The following is an 18,678-nucleotide window of genomic DNA, read 5'->3' on the forward strand; positions in this document are numbered from 1 at the left end:
AGCCCACGCTCGGCTGCTTTCTGTGGAGTCGAGCCATGCTCGACTGGTGGTCGAACAGCAGCCGAGCATGGGCTCGGCTCTACAAGTGTCCAATGCAGTAACGGTCAGCTTCACTGTGCTAGTTTTTCCCGCTCGACGAAGACGCCCTCTGGCGTCTTTCCGTGCCCAGGAGTAAACGATTACATGCAGGACACCGCGCTCACCGCCCCCAACGCCGAGATCCGTCGCGCCGGGGTCGATCTCAATGGACTGATGACGGTGCTGGGCAAGCACCTGTATTCCACCCCGGTGGTGGCGCTGCGCGAACTGGTGCAGAACGCGCACGACTCGATCATCCGCCGCCGCATCGAACAGCCCGGCGTCGCAGTGCCGTCGCGCATCTCGGTGCAGGTCGATGCCGGTGCCGGCGTGCTGCGCATCTCCGATACCGGTGCCGGCCTGACCCGCCAGGAGATCCACGATTACCTGGCCACCGTCGGCGTCGGCTATACCCGTGGCCTGCGCCAGGGCGGCGAGGACGATGAGGGCCTGATCGGCATGTTCGGCCTCGGGTTCCTGTCGGCCTTCGTGCTGGCGCGCCGGGTCAGCGTGCGCACCACCTCGTACCAGACCCCGGACCTGGGCCATCTATACGTGTCCAGCAATGCCGAGCAGTACACGGTAAGCGAAGTGCCGGCACGTGCGGTCGGCACCGAGGTGGAACTGGAGCTGCATCCGGATTTCCTGCCGCTGGCCAACGAGGCGCGCCTGCACGAGGTGCTGGGCCGCTACTGCGCGCTGCTGTCCGAGCCGATCTTCATTGGCGCTGCGACCGAGGCGATCAATCCCGAGCCGCCACCGTGGCGCGGTCAGGGGGATGTTGCCGTGCATCCGGTGCAGGCCCGCCGCCAGGCGCTGCAGTTCGCCGCGCGGTTCGAGCATGATTTCGAGCCGATCGTCACCGTGCCGTTGCGTGCCGATGGCAACAGCGATGCCACCGGCCTGCTGTGGGTGCAGGACGGCGCCACCTATGGCACCAGCGACAACCGCAACCTGTCGGTGTTCGTGCGCGGCATGCTGCTGGATGACGACGCGCGCGACCTGCTGCCGCCGTGGGCCGGTTTCATCGGCGGGGTGATCGAATCCTCGCGGTTGACGCCCACCGCCAGCCGCGAAGACCTGCAGCGCGATGACCAGTACCGCGCGGTGCAGCATGCACTGCTGGAGGCGCTGATCGACGGCCTGGCCGACGTCGCGAAACAGCAGCCGGAAGCCTGGCGGCGCGTGCTGACCCGCCACAACGAGGCGCTGCTGGGTGCGGCACTGTGCGATGAGCGCCTGTTCGAACTGCTGATGGAGCATGTGCGGGTGCCGACCTCGCAGGGCGATCTGCCGGCCAGCGCGTTGCCGGCGCGCGGTGCCGTGCATGTCATCCTCGACAACGGCGGTGGCTTTGAAGAGATGCTGTTCCGCGCGATGGGCGTACCGGTCGCGCATGGCCATCGCTACGCGGTGGTGCCGTTCCTGCGACGCTGGGCACAGGCCAAGGGCCTGCGCCTGCTCGAGCTGGGTACCGAGCAGGGCAACCGTGCGCTGTTCCGCAGTGATGACAGCCTCGACGAGGCGCAGCTGGCCTGGCTGCGCGAACAACTGGGTGACGGCGAACAGTTGCTGCCGGCACGCTTCAGCCCGGAGGCGCTGCCGGTGGTGGTGGTGCCCGACCGCGAGGCCGAGCTGAAGCAGCGCCTGGAAGACGACGAGAACGACAAGCGCGTATCGATGGCGGCGCTGCGCCTGGCGCGCCAGTTCACCGCGCGCATCGAATCACGCGCACCATCGCGGCTGTACCTCAACCTCGACAACCCGGCGGTGCAGGCGCTGTTGCGCGCCCAGCGCGAGGGCCATCCGCAGGCCGAGGCCGCAGCCCGCCTGCTGCGCTCGCTGAAAGTCATCGTCGCCGCGCAGGGCCGCCCGCTGGCACGCGCGAACGCTACGCCCGGCCCGGATCTCAACGGCGCGTTTACCGATATCGCCGGTGCCCTGCAGCAGATGCTGCGCTGAGCACCGCACCTTCTCATCCAGCCTTCGCTAGACAGGAGCAATTACCCCCATGGACATCTGGAACTGGGTCGAAAAGCTGCAGGGTGACCTGCGCCAGGCCGGCCAGGCGCAGAACGCGCACCTGCTGAACCGTCTCGCCGACGAGGTCAGTGAACTGCAGATCGACCGCGTCGATGCGCTGCTGCCCGAAGCGCGCGCATTGGGCAAGGCGTTGGACAACCCGTGGGTTGACGTCTATGTCGGCCACTGGGCGCTGCGCAACCGCGTCGGCAACCGCGTGGAAGGCGAAAGCGCACTCGGCGAAGCCGTAGCGCTGTTTGAACGCGCGCACCGCGAGGACACGCTGGAATGCCCGCAGTCGATCTGCGTGACCCAGGACCTGGCCGCCTGCTATGGCAACATCGATGGCCCGGGCTGGGTGCCCGAGCGCATCGAGGTCTGCGATGAAACACTGGGTCGCATCGACCCGAGCTGGGCCTGTTTCCAGTGCCTGAGCTGCGAGAAGGCCGATGCGCTGCTTGATGATGGCCGTGGCCAGGCGGCACTGGATTACCTGCAGGTGCAGGCCGATGCCGTGGAGGCCTGTGGCAAGGAAGTGTTCGACAGCTTCCCGGAGATGCAGATCAAGATCCTGCTGGGCATGGGCCGTGCCGATGAGGCACTGGCGCTGATCGAAAAGCGGGAGGCCGAAGTTGCTGCGTCCGGAGAGTACGAGCCGGCCAACTGCACGGTGCCGCGCCGCCTGTCCAAGGCCTGGGCGCTGGCCCAGCTGGGCCGCGACGAAGAGGCGCTGCAGCAGCTGGTGCCGTGGAGCGAACTGACCCCGAACTACTGGCGGCTGTGGGCAAACACCGCGGCAGCGCTCTGTCAGCGGGATCCTGCGCGCAACAGCTGGGACCTGGGCACGCGCTTCAACACGATCATCGAGCACTTCGCCCGGGTTGGTTCGCATCGCCTGCTGATCGAAGTGGCTGCGCTGAGCCTGGAGCTGGCGCTGCAGCGTGGCGCGCGCTGGGTCGCACTGCGGCAGCTGGAACTGGCCCGCACCCATCTGGCGCAGCTGCGCCAGGACCGTGGTGCCGCGGCCCTGGTGGCCGGCCTGGCCGCGCGCATCGAGGCATTGCCGGACGTCGCGCCGCTGCCGGTGCCGGCCGGCGAGCTGCTGGCATGGCTGGACGCGCAGGGCGAACAGAACCAGTCGCGCGATCCCGAGCGCGAAGCGCAGTGGTTGCTGCAGGCGCATGCCGAGCTGCCCGATGACGAGCCGCTGGCCGACATGGCCGCCTCGGCACTGAATGCCTGCGGCGCGCAGGCCGAGGCGCGGTCGCTGCTGTGGCGGTTCGTGCGCGGCCATGCGCAGCACGATGGCCCCGCGGCCTACACGCTGATGCGCTGGCTGGCCGAACAGGGCGACGACGACGGACTGCGCCAGCTGGCCGATCTCTATCGCGGCAGCGTGCCGGTGTTCGCGCACTGGTGCGAGGTGCAGCGTGCACGCCGCGTGTCCGACTGGCCGGCGCTGGAGCAGGCGGCCCGATCGCTTCTGGAGCTGTCTCCGGGCTCGCACGGCGCGCGCGGCACGCTGGCGCGTATGTACATGGAAACCGGCCGTTTCAGCGACGCCCAGGCCTGTTATGCACAGCTGGTGGAGCTGCTGGAGGAGCCCAATGCCGCGCATTGGGACCACATGAGCGCAGCCAGCGCGGCGCGCGACTGGGACGCCGTGCGCCGCTCGGCGGCGGCGCTTGGCATGGAATTGTCCAGCCAGGAAGGTGTGGTCGAGGAGCCATGGGGCTGGGTGATCATCCGCAGCGAAGAGAACGGCGAGCCGATGGAGTACTACGCCCGTCGCAGCGGTCCGGTGACCGCGCGCATCGTCGAGAACGCGCCGTCCAACCGCGCCCAGCAGGTGGGCGACTGGGTGGTGTTCGATGCCGCGCTGGTGCATCCGGCACCCGAGGAGGAGGAAGCGCGCGAGCATTTCATCCCGACCTACTCGCAGGTGCATGTGCTGGAGCGCGGCGGCTTCGCCCGCAGCTGGATGATCGATGGCGCGCACCCGGGCGAAGAGGCGTGGAATGCCTTCGTCGAGGCGGCCGAAGCACAGGGTTGGAAGGTGTGGTCGCACAGCCGCCCGGACTACACCGTCACCGATCCCGATAGGGAGGAGGGCACGCTGCCCGGCCTGCTGTTCACCGTCGCCCAGCCGCAGGACCATGCGCCGCTGGCGCTGCACCGCTTCCTCCAGCAGCAGACCGCTACGTGGCCGCATCCGCATTGCTGGCTGCGCCTGGCTGAAGCCTGTGACCAGGATCGCCAGCCGCATCTGGACGTGATCGAGCGTTACGGGCTGTAAGTAGAGCCGAGCCTGCGCTCGGCTTATGCTGGAAAGCAGCCGAGCATGGGCTCGGCTCTACAAGAGATCGCCATCACGACCAAAGGGATTGGACATGCGAAAGACAGGGATGTTGATGATTGCCGGCCTGCTGCTGGCGCCAGCAGCACAGGCTGCACCCGCCTGCCAGGAGCCTGCGGCTGTCGCCCGCGCTTTCTACGAGGCGACGACCGGCAACGGTGATCTGCTGGAGCCGCCGGCCGCGCTGGTCAGCGTGGCCTTCGGCAAGGCGCTGCGTGATGAGCGCGCCTGCCAACAGCGCGAGGAGGGCATCTGCACGATCGATTCCGATCCGTGGCTGGATGCGCAGGACGGCGACATCGAAACGCCGGTGCGCTACAGCTGGGAAGAGGCGTCGGCCACCGCCGGCCAGGTTGAGATGCGCTACTCGGTGTGGAAGAAGGCTTACCTGACCCGCCTGCCGATGGTGCGCCAGGGGCAGGGGTGCTGGCAGGTTGATGACATCCTCACCAACAGCGGTCGTTCGGTCCGGAAAATCCTGGCGCAGCCGATTCCCTGACCGGCGGCAGCGTCCGCGCATTGCGTGGCTGCCGGCCAGCGGCCGGCACTACCAGGGTGGGTGGGGGCGGCCGGTGGCCTGCAGTACCGGGGTGGGTGGGAACGGCCGGTGGCCTGCAGTACCGGGGTGGCTGCCGATCGTTGGTCGGCACACGGCCTATCGCGTATGCCCGAACACCAGCTCGATCACGAACTGGCTGCCGAAGAACGCCAGCAGCAGCAACAGCATCGCCGCCAGCGTCCAGTGCACCGCCTTCATGCCGCGCCAGCCGTAGCGGCGGCGGCCGATCAGCAGCACGCCGAACACGATCCACGACAGCACGCTCAGCACGGTCTTGTGCACCAGCTTCTGCGCCAGCAGGTCATCGACGAACAGTACGCCGGTGACCAGGGTCAGGGTCAGCAGCGCGAAGCCGACGGTGATCACCCGGAACAGCAGCGACTCCAGGTCAGCCAGCGGTGGCAGCGCGCGCAGCCATGGCCGGAACTCGCGGCGGCGCAGCGCGCGCTCCTGCAGCCACAGCATGATCGCCAGCAGGGCGGCGATGCTCAGCGTGGCATAGGCCAGCAGGGCCAGCCAGGCGTGGCTGGCCAGGCGCCAGCCCAGCACCTTGCTCGGCTCGTGGCCGTAGCCGTGGTAGGCCAGCAGCAGCACGGCAGCCAGTGGGAACACCACCACGCCCAGCGCCGACATCCGCCCGCGCGCGCCGACCAGCGAGGTCAGCCAGGCCATGCCCAGGCCGACCAGCGACAGCGCGGCGAAGAAGTGCATGTCTGGCCCGCCGGTGGTACGCATCGCCACCATCACGTGGTAACCGCCATGCAGCAGCATCGCCGGCAGGGCGGGCCACAGCCAGGTGGGCGAGCCGGTGGTTTCATCGCGGCCGAGCGCGCGCACCAGCAGGGCACTGGCAGCCAGGTAGAGCAGGACGGCGATGAGAACGATTGTCATCGTTGCAGTTTCGCATACCCCTGTGATGCTGGCGACGGCCCTGTGGTCGCAGTCCGGGGCGACGGCCGGACCCGTTATACTGTCTGCCTTATTGTCCCCCGCTTTCAGACAGGTTGCGCCGCATGTTCGAGTCCCTGACCCAGCGCCTTTCCGGCACCATCGAGCGCCTGCGTGGCCGTGGCCGCCTGACCGAGGAGAACATCCGCGAGGCGACCCGTGAAGTGCGCATCGCACTGCTCGAAGCCGACGTCGCGCTGCCGGTGGTGCAGGCGCTGATCGAGCGCATCAAGGTACGCGCAGTCGGCCAGGAAGTGCTGAAGTCGCTGACCCCGGGCCAGGCCCTGATCAAGGTTGTGCGCGACGAGCTGACCGCCGTGATGGGCGCCGAAGCCAGCGACCTGAACCTCAACGTTCCCGCTCCGGCCATCATCCTGATGGCAGGCCTGCAGGGTGCCGGCAAGACCACCACGGTCGGCAAGCTGGCCAAGCACCTGAAGGAAAAGCGCAAGAAGAAGGTGATGGTGGTGTCGGCCGACGTCTACCGCCCGGCCGCGATCGAGCAGCTCAAGACCCTGGCCGAGCAGGTGGGCGTGCTGTTCTTCCCGTCCAGCGCCGACCAGAAGCCGGAAGCCATCGTGCGCGCGGCCATCGACGATGCGCGCAAGTCGTTCGTGGACGTGCTGCTGGTCGATACCGCCGGCCGCCTGGCCATCGACGAAGCGATGATGGCCGAGATCAAGGCCCTGCACGCGGCGGTGAATCCGGCTGAAACGCTGTTCGTGGTCGACGCCATGACCGGCCAGGACGCGGCCAACACCGCCAAGGCCTTCGGCGATGCGCTGCCGCTGACCGGCGTGGTGCTGACCAAGACTGACGGTGATGCCCGCGGCGGCGCCGCGCTGAGCGTGCGCTACATCACCGGCAAGCCGATCAAGTTCGTCGGTGTTAGCGAGAAGCCGGAAGGCCTGGACGTGTTCCATCCCGACCGTATCGCCAGCCGCATCCTCGACATGGGCGACGTGCTGTCGCTGGTCGAGCAGGTCGAGCAGCAGGTCGACAAGGACAAGGCGGCCAAGCTGGCCGAGAAGGTCGCCAAGGGCAAGAAGTTCGACCTGAACGACATGCGCGACCAGCTGGAGCAGATGCAGAACATGGGTGGCATCGGTGGCCTGATGGACAAGCTGCCGGGCCTGGGCAACATCCCCGATCATCTGAAGCAGCAGGTCAGCCAGGGCAAGGAAGTGCCGCGCATGATCGCCATCATCAACTCGATGACCAAGAAGGAACGGCGCAACCCGAACCTGCTCAACGGCTCGCGTCGCGCGCGCATTGCCAAGGGCTCGGGCGTGACACCGGCCGACGTCAACAAGCTGATGAAGCAGTACATGCAGATGGAAAAGATGATGAGCAAGATGGCCGGCGGCGGCATGAAGGGCATGTTGCGCAGCATGAAGGGCATGATGGGCGCCATGGGTGGCCGCGGCATGCCGTTCCGTTGATGACGGCCCCGGTCGCAGTCTGATGTAGCGCCCGAGCCCACGCTCGGGCGGCGGCGCACAGTCGCCGCAGCAGGCCGTCAGGCAGCAGGCTCGACTCTTCCCCTGTCCTGCGCGCACCATGAGGGCCTGTCCAAAATGATGGGCCGTCATGCAGAGTTCCGCTGTAGCTTCCCGCGCCGAGGCGTTCTGCCGGCGCTTTGGCGTTTCCGTTCCAATCCTGCTGGCACCGATGGCCGGCGCCTGCCCGGTGCCGTTGTCGGCCGCGCTGGCCAACGCCGGCAGCATGGGCGCGATGGGCGCGGTGTTGTCCTCTTCGGCCGATATCGGTCGCTGGATGGACGAATTCCGCACCGCTTCGACCGGCCCGGCTCAGGTGAACCTGTGGGTGCCCGATCCCGCACCGACCCGTGATGTTGCCGCCGAAGCCGCCAGCCGCGCCTTCCTCGCGCAGTGGGGCCCGGACGTGCCCGCCAGTGCCGCCGACGCCACGCCCGCCGACTTCGAAGAACAGTTCGCCGCACTGCTGGCCGCGCGCCCGGCGGTCGCCTCGACCATCATGGGCGTGCTGTTGCCGCATCACGTGCAGCAGCTGAAGGACGCCGGCATCGCCTGGATCGCCTGTGCCACCACCTTGTCCGAAGCGCGCGCGGCACAGGACGCCGGTGCCGATGCGGTGGTGGCGCAGGGCGCGGAGGCCGGCGGCCATCGTGGCGCGTTCGATCCGGCGATGGCCGAGCGCCAGTTGGTCGGGTTGTTCGCACTGCTGCCGCGCCTGGCCGATCACCTGCAGATTCCGGTGATTGCCGCAGGCGGCATCGCCGACGGCCGTGGCATCGCTGCCGCACTCACGCTGGGGGCCAGCGCCGTGCAGATCGGCACCGCCTTCCTGCGCACGCCCGAAGCGGCGATCGCTTCGGCGTGGGCTGATGGGCTGGCCGCCAGCGAACCGGAAGACACTTGGCCGACCCGTGCCTTCAGCGGTCGCCTGGGTCGTGGCCTGGCGACACCCTATGTGCGCGCCGCTGCCGCAGAAGGAGCCCCCGCGCCGCGTCCATACCCGGTGCAGCGTGGGCTGACCGCGCCGATGCGCAAGCAGGCCGCGCAGGAAAACCGCCTGGCGGCGATGCAGGCCTGGGCCGGGCAGTCGGCGTGGATGGCGCCGGCGCAGCCGGCCGCCGACGTGCTGCGCGGCATGTGGGAGCAGGCGCAGGCACTGTTGCCATGATGGTGAGCTGCAACGGCCGGGCGGCGCAGGTGGAGGATCTGCTGCCGGCGCTGGTGAACTACGGCCACTTCACTTCGCTGCAAGTGCGCGACAGCGCAGCGCAGGGCTTGGACCTGCATCTGGCGCGGCTGTCGCAGGCCACGCGCGAACTGTTCGGCAGCAAACTGGATACGGCGCAGGTGCGGGGCTGGATGGCGCAGGCGCTGCGGCAGGCCGGCCTGGCCGATGCCTCGCTGCGGGTGACGGTGTACTCGCGCCGCTTCGATTTCCGCAATCCGCTGGCGGCGGTGCCGGTGGACGTGCTGGTGGCGGTTTCAGCGCCGGTGACGCTGACCGCCTCCAAGCGTGTGCGCAGCGTGACCTGGCAGCGCGAGCTGCCGCAGCTCAAGCATGTGGGCACCTTCGGCCTGTTCGCCGAGCGCCGCGCGGCGATGGCCGAAGGATTCGACGACGTGCTGTTCGTGACCGCCGATGGCGAAGTGAGTGAAGGCAGTACCTGGAACCTGGCCGTGCACGATGGTGAACGGCTGCTCTGGCCGCAGGCGCCGGCCCTGCGCGGTACGGCTGAGGCGCTGCTGAAGCGGCACTGGCCCGATGCGCAGTTGACGCGGCCGTTGGCGCTGGCTGAACTAGGCAGTGTGAAGGCCGCTTTTGCCTGCAACGCCAGCGGCCTGTGGGCACTGGAGGCCATCGACGGACATGTCCTGCCCGGCTCGCAGACGCTGGCTGAACAGGGCAGGGCGGTGCTGGCGGCGGTGGCCTGGCAGCCGCTCTCCTGAACGAGGCGCGCGGGCTGCCGGTCGCCAAGCATGGCCGCACGCTACCTTGAAGCGTTGCAGCTGGTAGCGCCGGGCCATGCCCGGCGGATGCCGCCGCAGCGAACAACGCACCGGGGTTCCAATCCGATATGAGTACGGTCACCGAGCAGCATCGCGCGGTAGCGATGCACGCAATCAAGATCATGGGCGGTGAGGCGCGGCCCAAGGTCCAGACCTTTCACGATGATCATCGCCTGCGTTCGGTCGATATCCTTACGACGTCCAACTCGCCGGAAGCAGGGCTGAAGTCCATCTCGTCCATCGGACTATCGGACTATCGGATTTTGCTTTACGTCATTCAGAGGGGCACGAGCTGGAAACCCGCGTCGAGCTGTGCGCGTGTGCGGAAGATGACACGCAGCACTGGGACAACGTGGTCGCCTCGACCGCCTTTGCAATCATGCGTGATCGTGCGGCGGTGTGGCCGGGCTGCGTGATTCCCGACATCCTGCAGGACTACTTCCCATCGACCCGGATGCCGCACGTCTATCTGGTGCTGCCCTTCTTCTGGAATGACGCAAGTTTTCCAGGGTTGGAGGTTCCGCCCGTGGCGATCAATTGGCTGCAGTGCATCGCCATCCACGAATCCGAGCGGCAACTTGTCGAGCGGATTGGCGGCGATGCATTTGACGACCTGCTGCAGCGGCACGAGGTAGATGTGCTGGACATGCATCGGGCGCCTGTCGCTGGAGCACGTTGACGTTATCGCCATGGGGACGTCGGCGGGGTAAGTCAGAAGTTGATCACATTGCTGAACAAAAGCCGCCGGGCATGGCCCGGCGCTACCGTGAGGGCGCGGCGTCATATGGGGTTGGCTAGGCCGGGGTCTGCCGCTATAATCGCCCGCTTACCTCGCCATCCTGGCGACTGGGCAATAGGAAAAACACCATGGTCAAGATCCGACTGACCCGCGGCGGCGCCAAGAAGCGTCCGTTCTACCACATCATCGTCACCGACGTGCGCAGCGCGCGCGACGGCCGCAACATCGAGCGCGTTGGCTTCTACAACCCGGTCGCCCAGGGCGCCGAGAAGCGCATCGAACTGGACCTGGCCCGTGTTGACCATTGGGTCAAGAACGGCGCCCAGCCGACCGACAAGGTCCGCAACCTGATCAAGGAAGCGACCAAGTCCCAGGCCGCTGCGGCCTGATCCTGACGGGCCACGCTTCGGCGTGGCCCTCTTGGTTGAAGCAGATGAAAGATATCGAGCGCCGCATCCTGCTGGGCAGGGTTGTCGGCGCTTTTGGTGTGCGCGGCGAGATCAAGCTCGAGTCCTGGACCGAGCCACGTTCCGCCATTTTCCGTTACCAGCCGTGGATCGTGCGCAGCCCGTCCGGCGTGGAAACCACGATAGAAGGTGTGCGTGGCCGTGACAGCGGCAAGCACCTGGTCGCCCGTTTCCCGGGCGTCGAGGACCGCGACGTGGTCGAAGCGATGCGCGGCACCGAAATCTACGTGGCCCGCAGTGCATTGCCGCCACCGAAGCCCGATGAGTACTACTGGGTGGACCTGGAAGGCCTGGACGTGACGACCACCGAGGGCGTCGCCCTGGGCCAGGTCTCGCACCTGTTCAGCACCGGCGCCAATGATGTGGTGGTGGTCCGTGGTGACCGCGAGCGGATGATCCCGTTCGTGCTGCCGGACTTCGTCAAATCGGTCGATTTCGAGGCCAATCTGGTCGTGGTCGACTGGGATCCCGAGTTCTGAGCAGACGCATGCGTTTCGACGTCATCACCCTGTTCCCCGAGTTCCTCGCCCAGTCCGCTGGATTGGGCGTGGTCGGGCGCGCGCGGGAGAAGGGGCTGTTCAGCCTGCATGGCTGGAACCCCCGTGATTACGCCGAAGGCAACTATCGCCGGGTGGACGACCGTCCGTTCGGCGGTGGCCCGGGCATGGTGATGCTGATCGAGCCGCTGCAGGCCTGCCTGCAGGCGATCCGCGATGCCGATCCAACCCCGGCGCGGGTGATCTACCTCAGCCCGCAGGGCGCGCGGTTGACCCAGGCCAAGGTGCGGGAGCTGGCGGCGCTGCCGCGCATGGTCCTGCTCTGTGGCCGCTACGAGGGCATCGACGAGCGTTTCCTGGAGGCCAATGTCGACGAGGAAATCTCCCTCGGCGACTACGTGCTGTCCGGGGGCGAGCTGGGCGCGGCGGTGATCATCGACGCCGTGGCCCGCCTGCAGGAGGGGGCCCTCAACGATGCGGAGTCGGCGGCGCAGGACAGCTTCGAGGGCGACCTCGGCCTGCTCGACTGCCCGCATTACAGCCAGCCGGCCCAGCACCCGCTGGGAGACGTGCCGGAGGTGCTGCGCTCGGGCAACCACGCAGCCATCGCCGCCTGGCGCCGCCAGCAGTCGCTGCTCCGGACTGCCCAGCGACGCCCGGACCTGCTGGATGAACAGGCGCTGGGCAAGGCCGACCGCAAACTGCTGGACCAGGCCCGCCAGGCCCGGAAACCCAAGGCCAGCCCCTAGCGCAGGGCTGGCTTTATCGGCTATCATGGCCAATTCCCGCCAGCCCCGGTTGGCGCGCGCAGTACCCAAAACAAACGTGCAGCACAGTCCGGTGACTGCATGAGCCCACGTTGTCGATACGACACGCCCACCCGAACAAGAATCGGTGTAACCCATGAGCAAGCTGAACAAGTCCATCGTCGCGGAATTCGAATCCGCCCAGATCACCCGTGAACTGCCGAAGTTCAGCCAGGGCGACACCGTTGTCGTCAACGTGAAGGTGAAGGAAGGCAGCCGCGAGCGCGTGCAGGCCTACGAAGGCGTCGTCATCGCCACCAAGAACGCCGGCCTGAACTCCTCGTTCACCGTGCGCAAGATCTCGCACGGCTACGGCGTCGAGCGCGTTTTCCAGACCCACAGCGCCATCATCGACTCGGTCGAAGTGAAGCGTCGTGGTAAGGTCCGCGCCGGCAAGCTGTACTACCTGCGTGGCCTGGAAGGCAAGGCTGCCCGCATCAAGGAAGACCTGGCTGCCGCTGCTGCCGCCAAGGCTGCCCGTCTGGCCGAGAAGGCCTGATAAACAACTTCGGTTGTTGCCGCGACGGCCACCTTCGGGTGGCCGTTTGCGTTTCCGGCATTGCATCGGCCACGATCGGGTGATGAATGACGTCAATCCGCACTATCCCGTCGTGATCCAATCGGCGCTGCGCTTTCTTGATGACAAGGGGCTGGCACGCGCGCAGTCGGCGCCGCTGTTGCATCGGCTGCTGTGGCGCGCAGGCATCGCACTGCCGCCCCCGATCCTGGCTGGTTTCGGTACCAATGCGCTGGTGCAGGGCCTGCTGTTCGGGCTGTTCTGGACCGCGCTGATGTGGCTGATGCTCTGGCAGGGCAGCGAGCGCCCGCTGGTGCTGTTGCTGGTGGCAGGCCTGTCGGCCGGAGCGCTGTTCGGCCTTGTGATGGCGGTGCTGATGCGCTCGCTGCGCCGCCACCGCCAGCTGCCGGAGTGGCGCCGGTTCCGCGCGCGGCAGGCGGACTGAGCCGATGGCGCACTGCGCCGTGACGCCCGGCACAGGCCGCGCTAGGCTGCAGCGTCATTCCGATGGTCGTACCGTGCGATGCCTGCCAAGCGAACCGCACCCACCGCTGTGCCCGCGCTGCTCACCGGTGGCAACCCGCAGATCGCCAAGGGCGAGGGCGATGCTCCGGTGCAGGCGTACATCGCCGCAATGCCGGATTGGAAACGTCCGATCGGCGCACGGCTGGATGCCCTGATCGAACGGGCCGTACCCGGGGTGCACAAGGCGGTGAAGTGGAACTCGCCGATGTATGCGGTGGCTGCGGGCGCAGGCTGGTTTCTCAGCTTCCATTGCTTCACGCGCTACATCAAGGTGGCCTTTTTCCGCGGCGCGGCCTTGACGCCGGTGCCACCGGAGCCCTCCAGGAGCGCCGACACGCGCTACCTGCACATCCACGAATCCGGCCTGTTGGATGAAGCGCAGTTCCTGGACTGGGTGCGCCAGGCCGCTGCGCTGCCCGGCGAGCGCATGTAAGCCCGGCATTCCGTTTCCCTTCCCGACGAGAGTCCCTGATGGCCACGCATGCTCCCAACCCTGACGATGCCGGAACACCGGCGGCCGAACTGATCGATGCACGCATCGCCGCGCTGGGGGACTGGCGCGGCGAAACGCTGGCACGCGTGCGTGCATTGATCCATGAAGCGCTGCCGGACGTGCAGGAAGCCTGGAAGTGGCGCGGTACACCGGTGTGGGAGCACAACGGCATCCTGTGCACCGGCGAAACCTACAAGCAGGCAGTGAAACTGACCTTCGCCAACGGTGCCGCGCTGGCGGACCCGAAGGGCCTGTTCAACGCCAGCCTGGAGGGCAACACGCGGCGTGCGATCGACATCCATGAAGGTGCGATGCCCGATTCCGCGGCGTTGAAGGCACTGCTGCGCGCGGCGGCGGCGTTCAATGCGGCGAAGAAGAAGAAGCGCTGACCGTCTTCTGTAGCGCCGAGCCCATGCTCGGCTGACAGGCCTGTGCGGACCAACGGTCCGCACCCACCTCACCGTGGCGGGGCTGACTCCAGCGCGGCATCCGGGTCGGCCACCGGCGACGGCGGACAGGCCGGAATCTCCGACGGCGTGGCCAGTTCCTCAGCGTGCGAAGGCTTGCCGATCATCTTCGCCTTGCGCCAGCCGCCCCAGCGGTAATACGCCAGCGACAGCAGCATGGACACGAACGAGCTGACCGGGAAGCTCCACCAGATCGCGTCGGCGCCCCAGTACGGTTGCAGCAGTTCGGCAAACGGCACGCGCACGCCCCACAGCGAGCCGGCCAGGATCAGCAGCGGCGGAATCACCGCGCCGGTGGAGCGCACTACGCCGGAGATCACGAAGCTGACGCCGAAGAACAGGAACGAGCCGATCACTACGTGGTTGAGGTGGCGCGCGATGTCCAGTGCCTGGCTGGCCGGTGGCAGGAACAGCGCCAGCAGCTGGCGATCGAACACCACCAGCGGCAGGATCAGCGCGCCGGTCAGCAGGAAATTGAACAGCACGCCCTGGCGTGCGGTGCCGCGTACGCGGTCCCAGCGCTGCGCACCGACGTTCTGCGCCGCCATCGAAGAGCACGCCGCGCCGATCGCCATCGCCGGCATCTGCAGGTAGTTCCACAGCTGCAGGGACGCGCCGTAGCCCGCGGCGGTGTCGGTGCCGTACTGGTTGACCATGGTCATCAGCAGGATCACCGACAGCGAGATCAGCACCATCTGCAGGCCCATCGGTACGCCCTTGATCACCAGCGCCTTGAGGATGGTCAGGTCGAGCCTGAACAGGCGCATGTCGGCGCGGCCCAGCCACAGGGTGTGGCGCTTGTGCCGCATGTACAACAGCAGGCCGGCCAGCGACAGCGTCTGCGCGATCAGCGTGGCCCACGCCGAGCCGGCGATGCCGAGCGCGGGGAGCGGCCCCATGCCGAAGATCAGCACCGGGTTCAGCACGATGTCCAAGGCCACCGACACCAACAGGAAACGGAACGGCGTACGCGAATCACCGGCGCCGCGCAGCGCCGCGGTAAGGAAGGCGAACGCGTACAGCGTCGGCATCGCCAGGAAGATGATCTGCAGGTAGGCCTCGGCCAACGGCAGCGAGGCGGCCGGCGTGCCCATCGCCGCCAGCAGCGGGTGGGCCATGAACCAGCCGGCGATGGCGATGATCACCGACAGGCCGATGAAGAAGGTGGCACTGGTGCCGACCACGCGCCGCGCCTGCGCGATGTCGCGCGCGCCGATCGCCTGTCCGATCAGGATGGTCGAGGCCATGCCGAAGCCGAACACCGAGCCGATCAGGAAAAACATGATGTTGTTGGCGTTCGCGGTGGCGGTCAACGCCGCCTCGCCGAGGAATCGCCCGACCCAGACCGCGTTCACCGACCCGTTCAGCGACTGCGCGATGTTGCCGGCCAGGATCGGCAGCGAAAACAACAGGAGATTGCGCCCGATCGGGCCGGAGGTCAGGTCAAGCGGCGCTTTGGCCATGGAGTGGTGATCGAATCCCGGGAGGCGCACACTAGCACCAAGCCGGTTTGCGGGATGTGGCAATGCATCAACGACTGCAGGTGAAGCGGAGCGTGGCGCTGGCCTTGATCGGCGCCGCCCTGGCCGCATGTTCGACGGGTGACCGGCTGGGCGATACCCAGGTGCGGCCGACCGACCGCCCCGAGTGCCTGGTCGGCAGCCAGCGCCAGGATCTGTCTGCTGGCGTACCCACGTTGATCGGCGGCAGCGGCTGCCGCACCGACCCCGACAACCCGCGTCCCCTGAACAAGCGAACGGAGTAGTCCCTGCCGATGACCGAGCTTTCCCCGCTGTCGCCCAGTGTCCGCCTGGACATCTGGCTGTGGGCGGCCCGTTTCTTCAAGACCCGCAGCCTGGCCAAGCAGGCGATCGAAACCGGCAAGGTGAGCGTGGCCGGGCAGCGCCCGAAATCCTCACGCGCGGTGCGCGTCGGCGAGCACTTGCAGGTCAACCGTGGTGAGGAGCATTTCGAGATCCAGGTGCTGGGCCTGAGCGACCAGCGCGGGCCGGCGCCGGCGGCGCAGCAGCTGTATGCCGAGAGCGAGGCCTCCAAGGCGCGCCGTGCCGAACAGCGTGCGCTGCGCATCGCCGCACGCGATGGTTTCCAGCCGCCGGAGCACAAGCCGGACAAGCGCGCACGCCGGTTGATCCGCGCGCTGGGTGATATCGACGCGTTGTAGGCGTGCGCCGGGTCATTGCCCGGCGCACACAAGCCTCAGCGTTTGCTGCCCAGCAGGCTGCCGCCGATCTTCAGCAGGTCGCCGACACCGAGCTGGCCGTCACCGTCCTGGTCCAGCACGCTGCCGAGCAGGCCACCGGCGATGCCACCCTGCTGCTGCACCTGCTGTTTTTCCTGGCCGAGGGCCTGGCTGAGCGCGCCTGCATCGGCTTGTCCGCCGCCGAGGCGCTGGGCGAGGAAGGCCATCACGATCGGTGCCAGGATCTGCAGCAGCTGGCTGGTGCGGCCGCTGTCGAGCTGGGTGGCCTGGGCCAGGCCGGTTTCCACCTTCTGCTGGCTGCCGCCGAAGATGTGGCCGAGGATGCCGGCGCCGTCGCTGGCGGCACCACCGCCACCGCCGCCCAGCACTGAACCGAGCACACTGCCCAGGTCCAGCCCACTGTGGTTGTTCTGCAGTGCGCCGAGCAGCGCCTGCGCGCCCTGCGGCTGCGAGGCGTTGTTGCCCAGCGCGCCCATCAGCACCGGCAGTGCGGCACTGATCGCACCGGAGGCCTGGGTGTCGCTGATGCCGAGCTGCTGCGACACCTGCTGCAGCGGGGCGCCCTGCAGTTTGGCGAGAAGTTCATCGGTCAGGCTCATCTGCGGAATCCTTGATTGGGGTTGGGCGTGCAGAAGGTACGACGCGGACCGTTAAAACGGCGACGCCGCCCCACACGGAGGCGGCGTGCCGTACACGGGGCAGGGCGATCAGAGCTCGATGTCTTCGGCGCCCGGGGTGGCAGTGGGGAAGTCCGCTTCCGGCTGCGCCGGCTTGAACGGATCCGACGGCTGGCTGGCCAGCGCCTTCAGCGCCGCAGCGACGCCGGCACCGTAGGCCGGGTCGGCCTTGCTGCAGTTGTCGATGTGGCGCTGCTTGATGAAGTCCGGCGCATCGCCCAGGGCGCGGGCGGTGTTGGCGAACAGGCGGTCCTTCTGTGCCTGGTTGTAGCTGCGGAACAGCGCACCGGGCTGGCTGAAGTAGTCGGCGTCGTCCTCACGGAAGTTCCAGAAGTCGGCGTCGCCCCGGATCTTCATCGGCGGTTCGCGATACTGCGGCTGCTCCTGCCACTGGCCGTAGCTGTTGGGCTCGTAGTGCGGCAGGCCGCCGTAGTTGCCGTCCACGCGCATCGCACCGTCGCGGTGGTTGCTGTGCACCGGACAGCGCGCGGCGTTGACCGGAATCTGGTGATGGTTCACGCCCAGCCGGTAGCGCTGCGCATCGGAGTAGGCGAACAGGCGCGCCTGCAGCATCTTGTCCGGCGACGGGCCGATGCCCGGCACCAGGTTGCTCGGCGCGAACGCCGACTGCTCCACGTCCTGGTACCAGTTGACCGGGTTGCGGTTCAGTTCGAACTGGCCCACTTCGATCAGCGGGTAATCGCTCTTCGGCCACACCTTGGTCAGGTCGAACGGATGGATGCGGTAGGTTTCCGCTTCCAGCTCCGGCATGACCTGGATGAACAGCTTCCACTTCGGGAAGTCGCCCTTCTCGATCGCGGCAAACAGGTCGCGGCCGTGGCTTTCGCGGTCATGGCCGACCAGGATCTGCGCCTGTGCGTCGGTCAGCGATTCGATGCCCTGCTGGCTGACGAAGTGGAACTTGACCCAGAAGCGTTCGCTGTCGGCGTTGGTGAAGCTGTAGGTATGCGAGCCGAAACCGTGCATGTGGCGGAAGCTGCGCGGGATGCCGCGGTCGCTCATCACCACGGTCACCTGCAGCAGGGCCTCGGGCAGCAGCGTCCAGAAATCCCAGTTGTTGCGCGCGCTGCGCAGGTTGGTATGCGGGTCGCGCTTCACGGCCTTGTTGAGGTCGGCGAACTTGCGCGGGTCGCGCAGGAAGAACACCGGCGTGTTGTTGCCGACCAGGTCCCAGTTGCCTTCTTCGGTGTAGAACTTCAGTGCGAAGCCGCGGATGTCACGCTCGGCGTCGGCGGCACCACGCTCGCCGGCCACCGTGGTGAAGCGCGCGAACATCTCGGTCTGCTTGCCCACCTTCTCGAACAGCTTGGCGCGCGTGTACCGGGTGATGTCGTGGGTGACGGTGAAGGTACCGAACGCGCCCGAGCCCTTGGCGTGCATGCGGCGCTCGGGAATGATCTCGCGGTTGAGGTTGGCCAGCTTTTCCAGCAGCCACACGTCTTCCATCAGCAGCGGGCCGCGCGGGCCAGCGGTCCTGCTGTTCTGGTTGTCCACCACCGGTGCGCCGAAGGCCGTGGTCATCGGCGTGACCGGATCGTCGCCGTGCTTCTGCTTCGGCGTGGTGCTCAGTTCACCCTGCTGCTGGGCGCCTTCTGCCGGCGACGGAGCGGTGTGATACGGGCACTTGGGACTGGTGTTATCGGACTGGCTCATGGCTGGCTCCTGCGGGTGAAGACGGGGGTGGAACATCTTCACTCGACTTTAGCTAGGGCCAGATGAAATGAATAATCGAATGATCCGTTCAGGCCGATAGTTTCTGTCAATTGAAACGTGAAGTAG

At 67.4% G+C, this 18,678-nt stretch carries 20 protein-coding genes; 16 read left to right on the forward strand and 4 right to left on the reverse strand.

Going from position 1 to position 18,678, the window contains the following annotated elements; genetic code table 11:
• Positions 1-183: 183 nt before the first annotated feature.
• The 3 genes from AC5P9W_RS05035 (at position 184) to AC5P9W_RS05045 (ending at position 4,955) form a co-directional block, all read left to right on the forward strand.
• Positions 184-2,040 carry an ATP-binding protein gene (locus AC5P9W_RS05035; protein ID WP_206621287.1) on the forward strand — a complete coding sequence of 619 codons (1,857 nt, stop codon included), beginning with the start codon at positions 184-186 and terminating at the stop codon, positions 2,038-2,040.
• 49 nt (positions 2,041-2,089) lie between these two features.
• Positions 2,090-4,396: a tetratricopeptide repeat protein gene (locus tag AC5P9W_RS05040; RefSeq protein ID WP_206621286.1), complete on the forward strand. Its 2,307-nt coding sequence runs from the start codon at positions 2,090-2,092 to the stop codon at positions 4,394-4,396.
• Positions 4,397-4,490: 94 nt separating this feature from the next.
• On the forward strand, positions 4,491-4,955 hold the full coding sequence (locus tag AC5P9W_RS05045) for a YqhG/Tai3 family protein (RefSeq protein WP_019659269.1): 465 nt from the start codon (positions 4,491-4,493) through the stop codon (positions 4,953-4,955).
• Between the two features lie 156 nt (positions 4,956-5,111).
• Here AC5P9W_RS05045 and AC5P9W_RS05050 read toward each other — a convergent pair whose 3' ends face one another.
• Positions 5,112-5,906, reverse strand: coding sequence for a cytochrome C assembly family protein (locus AC5P9W_RS05050; RefSeq protein WP_019659268.1), 795 nt, complete (start codon positions 5,904-5,906; stop codon positions 5,112-5,114).
• A 122-nt stretch (positions 5,907-6,028) separates the two neighbouring features.
• On the opposite strand from AC5P9W_RS05050, the gene ffh reads away from it, so the two are divergent.
• The 11 genes from ffh to AC5P9W_RS05105 all read left to right on the forward strand — a co-directional run bounded on the left by ffh (position 6,029) and on the right by AC5P9W_RS05105 (position 13,902).
• The gene (gene ffh / locus AC5P9W_RS05055) at positions 6,029-7,405 is read left to right on the forward strand and encodes a signal recognition particle protein (protein ID WP_010483267.1); all 1,377 of its coding nucleotides are present in this window, start codon (positions 6,029-6,031) and stop codon (positions 7,403-7,405) included.
• 148 nt (positions 7,406-7,553) lie between these two features.
• On the forward strand, positions 7,554-8,630 hold the full coding sequence (locus AC5P9W_RS05060; protein ID WP_206621924.1) for an NAD(P)H-dependent flavin oxidoreductase: 1,077 nt from the start codon (positions 7,554-7,556) through the stop codon (positions 8,628-8,630).
• A complete protein-coding gene (locus AC5P9W_RS05065) occupies positions 8,627-9,409 on the forward strand; it encodes an aminotransferase class IV family protein (RefSeq protein WP_111099004.1) in 783 nt (260 codons plus the stop codon). The genes AC5P9W_RS05060 and AC5P9W_RS05065 overlap by 4 nt, the downstream gene beginning before the upstream one ends.
• 307 nt (positions 9,410-9,716) lie before the next feature.
• Positions 9,717-10,148 carry a suppressor of fused domain protein gene (locus AC5P9W_RS05070; protein WP_258391450.1) on the forward strand — a complete coding sequence of 144 codons (432 nt, stop codon included), beginning with the start codon at positions 9,717-9,719 and terminating at the stop codon, positions 10,146-10,148.
• A gap of 188 nt (positions 10,149-10,336) precedes the next feature.
• Complete coding sequence (rpsP, locus tag AC5P9W_RS05075) at positions 10,337-10,597, forward strand: 30S ribosomal protein S16 (RefSeq protein WP_005415733.1); 261 nt, start codon at positions 10,337-10,339, stop codon at positions 10,595-10,597.
• Positions 10,598-10,641: 44 nt separating this feature from the next.
• Positions 10,642-11,154, forward strand: coding sequence for a ribosome maturation factor RimM (gene rimM, locus AC5P9W_RS05080; RefSeq protein ID WP_019659264.1), 513 nt, complete (start codon positions 10,642-10,644; stop codon positions 11,152-11,154).
• An 8-nt stretch (positions 11,155-11,162) separates the two neighbouring features.
• Entirely contained in the window at positions 11,163-11,921 is a 759-nt protein-coding gene (gene trmD, locus AC5P9W_RS05085) for a tRNA (guanosine(37)-N1)-methyltransferase TrmD (RefSeq protein ID WP_021202471.1), read from the forward strand.
• A gap of 154 nt (positions 11,922-12,075) precedes the next feature.
• On the forward strand, positions 12,076-12,477 hold the full coding sequence (gene rplS, locus AC5P9W_RS05090) for a 50S ribosomal protein L19 (RefSeq protein ID WP_005408597.1): 402 nt from the start codon (positions 12,076-12,078) through the stop codon (positions 12,475-12,477).
• Positions 12,478-12,559: 82 nt separating this feature from the next.
• Positions 12,560-12,940 carry a DUF6404 family protein gene (locus AC5P9W_RS05095; RefSeq protein WP_021202472.1) on the forward strand — a complete coding sequence of 127 codons (381 nt, stop codon included), beginning with the start codon at positions 12,560-12,562 and terminating at the stop codon, positions 12,938-12,940.
• 78 nt (positions 12,941-13,018) lie between these two features.
• Entirely contained in the window at positions 13,019-13,453 is a 435-nt protein-coding gene (locus AC5P9W_RS05100) for a DUF1801 domain-containing protein (protein ID WP_021202473.1), read from the forward strand.
• A 38-nt stretch (positions 13,454-13,491) separates the two neighbouring features.
• Positions 13,492-13,902: a DUF1801 domain-containing protein gene (locus tag AC5P9W_RS05105; protein WP_019659260.1), complete on the forward strand. Its 411-nt coding sequence runs from the start codon at positions 13,492-13,494 to the stop codon at positions 13,900-13,902.
• 68 nt (positions 13,903-13,970) lie between these two features.
• Here the strand turns inward: AC5P9W_RS05105 and AC5P9W_RS05110 are convergent, their stop codons facing one another.
• On the reverse strand, positions 13,971-15,443 hold the full coding sequence (locus tag AC5P9W_RS05110; RefSeq protein WP_021202475.1) for an MATE family efflux transporter: 1,473 nt from the start codon (positions 15,441-15,443) through the stop codon (positions 13,971-13,973).
• Between the two features lie 62 nt (positions 15,444-15,505).
• On the opposite strand from AC5P9W_RS05110, the gene AC5P9W_RS05115 reads away from it, so the two are divergent.
• Both AC5P9W_RS05115 and AC5P9W_RS05120 read left to right on the forward strand, forming a co-directional pair.
• Positions 15,506-15,745, forward strand: a complete 240-nt coding sequence (locus AC5P9W_RS05115) for a hypothetical protein (RefSeq protein WP_021202476.1) — start codon at positions 15,506-15,508, stop codon at positions 15,743-15,745.
• Between the two features lie 9 nt (positions 15,746-15,754).
• Positions 15,755-16,162, forward strand: a complete 408-nt coding sequence (locus AC5P9W_RS05120; RefSeq protein ID WP_021202477.1) for an RNA-binding S4 domain-containing protein — start codon at positions 15,755-15,757, stop codon at positions 16,160-16,162.
• Between the two features lie 35 nt (positions 16,163-16,197).
• Here AC5P9W_RS05120 and AC5P9W_RS05125 read toward each other — a convergent pair whose 3' ends face one another.
• Positions 16,198-16,800: a DUF937 domain-containing protein gene (locus AC5P9W_RS05125; protein ID WP_206621923.1), complete on the reverse strand. Its 603-nt coding sequence runs from the start codon at positions 16,798-16,800 to the stop codon at positions 16,198-16,200.
• A gap of 108 nt (positions 16,801-16,908) precedes the next feature.
• On the reverse strand, positions 16,909-18,552 hold the full coding sequence (locus AC5P9W_RS05130; RefSeq protein ID WP_425605084.1) for a catalase: 1,644 nt from the start codon (positions 18,550-18,552) through the stop codon (positions 16,909-16,911).
• Between the last annotated feature and the right edge of the window lie 126 nt (positions 18,553-18,678).

The organism is Stenotrophomonas sp. YJH_SMC_33, from assembly GCF_059372295.1.

Coding starts and splice junctions, on each gene's coding strand:
- AC5P9W_RS05035 (WP_206621287.1), top strand. CDS start 184: ATGCAGGACACCGCGCTCACCGCCCCCAACGCCGAGATCCGTCGCGCC.
- AC5P9W_RS05040 (WP_206621286.1), top strand. CDS start 2,090: ATGGACATCTGGAACTGGGTCGAAAAGCTGCAGGGTGACCTGCGCCAG.
- AC5P9W_RS05045 (WP_019659269.1), top strand. CDS start 4,491: ATGCGAAAGACAGGGATGTTGATGATTGCCGGCCTGCTGCTGGCGCCA.
- AC5P9W_RS05050 (WP_019659268.1), bottom strand. CDS start 5,906: ATGACAATCGTTCTCATCGCCGTCCTGCTCTACCTGGCTGCCAGTGCC.
- ffh (WP_010483267.1), top strand. CDS start 6,029: ATGTTCGAGTCCCTGACCCAGCGCCTTTCCGGCACCATCGAGCGCCTG.
- AC5P9W_RS05060 (WP_206621924.1), top strand. CDS start 7,554: ATGCAGAGTTCCGCTGTAGCTTCCCGCGCCGAGGCGTTCTGCCGGCGC.
- AC5P9W_RS05065 (WP_111099004.1), top strand. CDS start 8,627: ATGATGGTGAGCTGCAACGGCCGGGCGGCGCAGGTGGAGGATCTGCTG.
- rpsP (WP_005415733.1), top strand. CDS start 10,337: ATGGTCAAGATCCGACTGACCCGCGGCGGCGCCAAGAAGCGTCCGTTC.
- rimM (WP_019659264.1), top strand. CDS start 10,642: ATGAAAGATATCGAGCGCCGCATCCTGCTGGGCAGGGTTGTCGGCGCT.
- trmD (WP_021202471.1), top strand. CDS start 11,163: ATGCGTTTCGACGTCATCACCCTGTTCCCCGAGTTCCTCGCCCAGTCC.
- rplS (WP_005408597.1), top strand. CDS start 12,076: ATGAGCAAGCTGAACAAGTCCATCGTCGCGGAATTCGAATCCGCCCAG.
- AC5P9W_RS05095 (WP_021202472.1), top strand. CDS start 12,560: ATGAATGACGTCAATCCGCACTATCCCGTCGTGATCCAATCGGCGCTG.
- AC5P9W_RS05100 (WP_021202473.1), top strand. CDS start 13,019: ATGCCTGCCAAGCGAACCGCACCCACCGCTGTGCCCGCGCTGCTCACC.
- AC5P9W_RS05105 (WP_019659260.1), top strand. CDS start 13,492: ATGGCCACGCATGCTCCCAACCCTGACGATGCCGGAACACCGGCGGCC.
- AC5P9W_RS05110 (WP_021202475.1), bottom strand. CDS start 15,443: ATGGCCAAAGCGCCGCTTGACCTGACCTCCGGCCCGATCGGGCGCAAT.
- AC5P9W_RS05115 (WP_021202476.1), top strand. CDS start 15,506: ATGCATCAACGACTGCAGGTGAAGCGGAGCGTGGCGCTGGCCTTGATC.
- AC5P9W_RS05120 (WP_021202477.1), top strand. CDS start 15,755: ATGACCGAGCTTTCCCCGCTGTCGCCCAGTGTCCGCCTGGACATCTGG.
- AC5P9W_RS05125 (WP_206621923.1), bottom strand. CDS start 16,800: ATGAGCCTGACCGATGAACTTCTCGCCAAACTGCAGGGCGCCCCGCTG.
- AC5P9W_RS05130 (WP_425605084.1), bottom strand. CDS start 18,552: ATGAGCCAGTCCGATAACACCAGTCCCAAGTGCCCGTATCACACCGCT.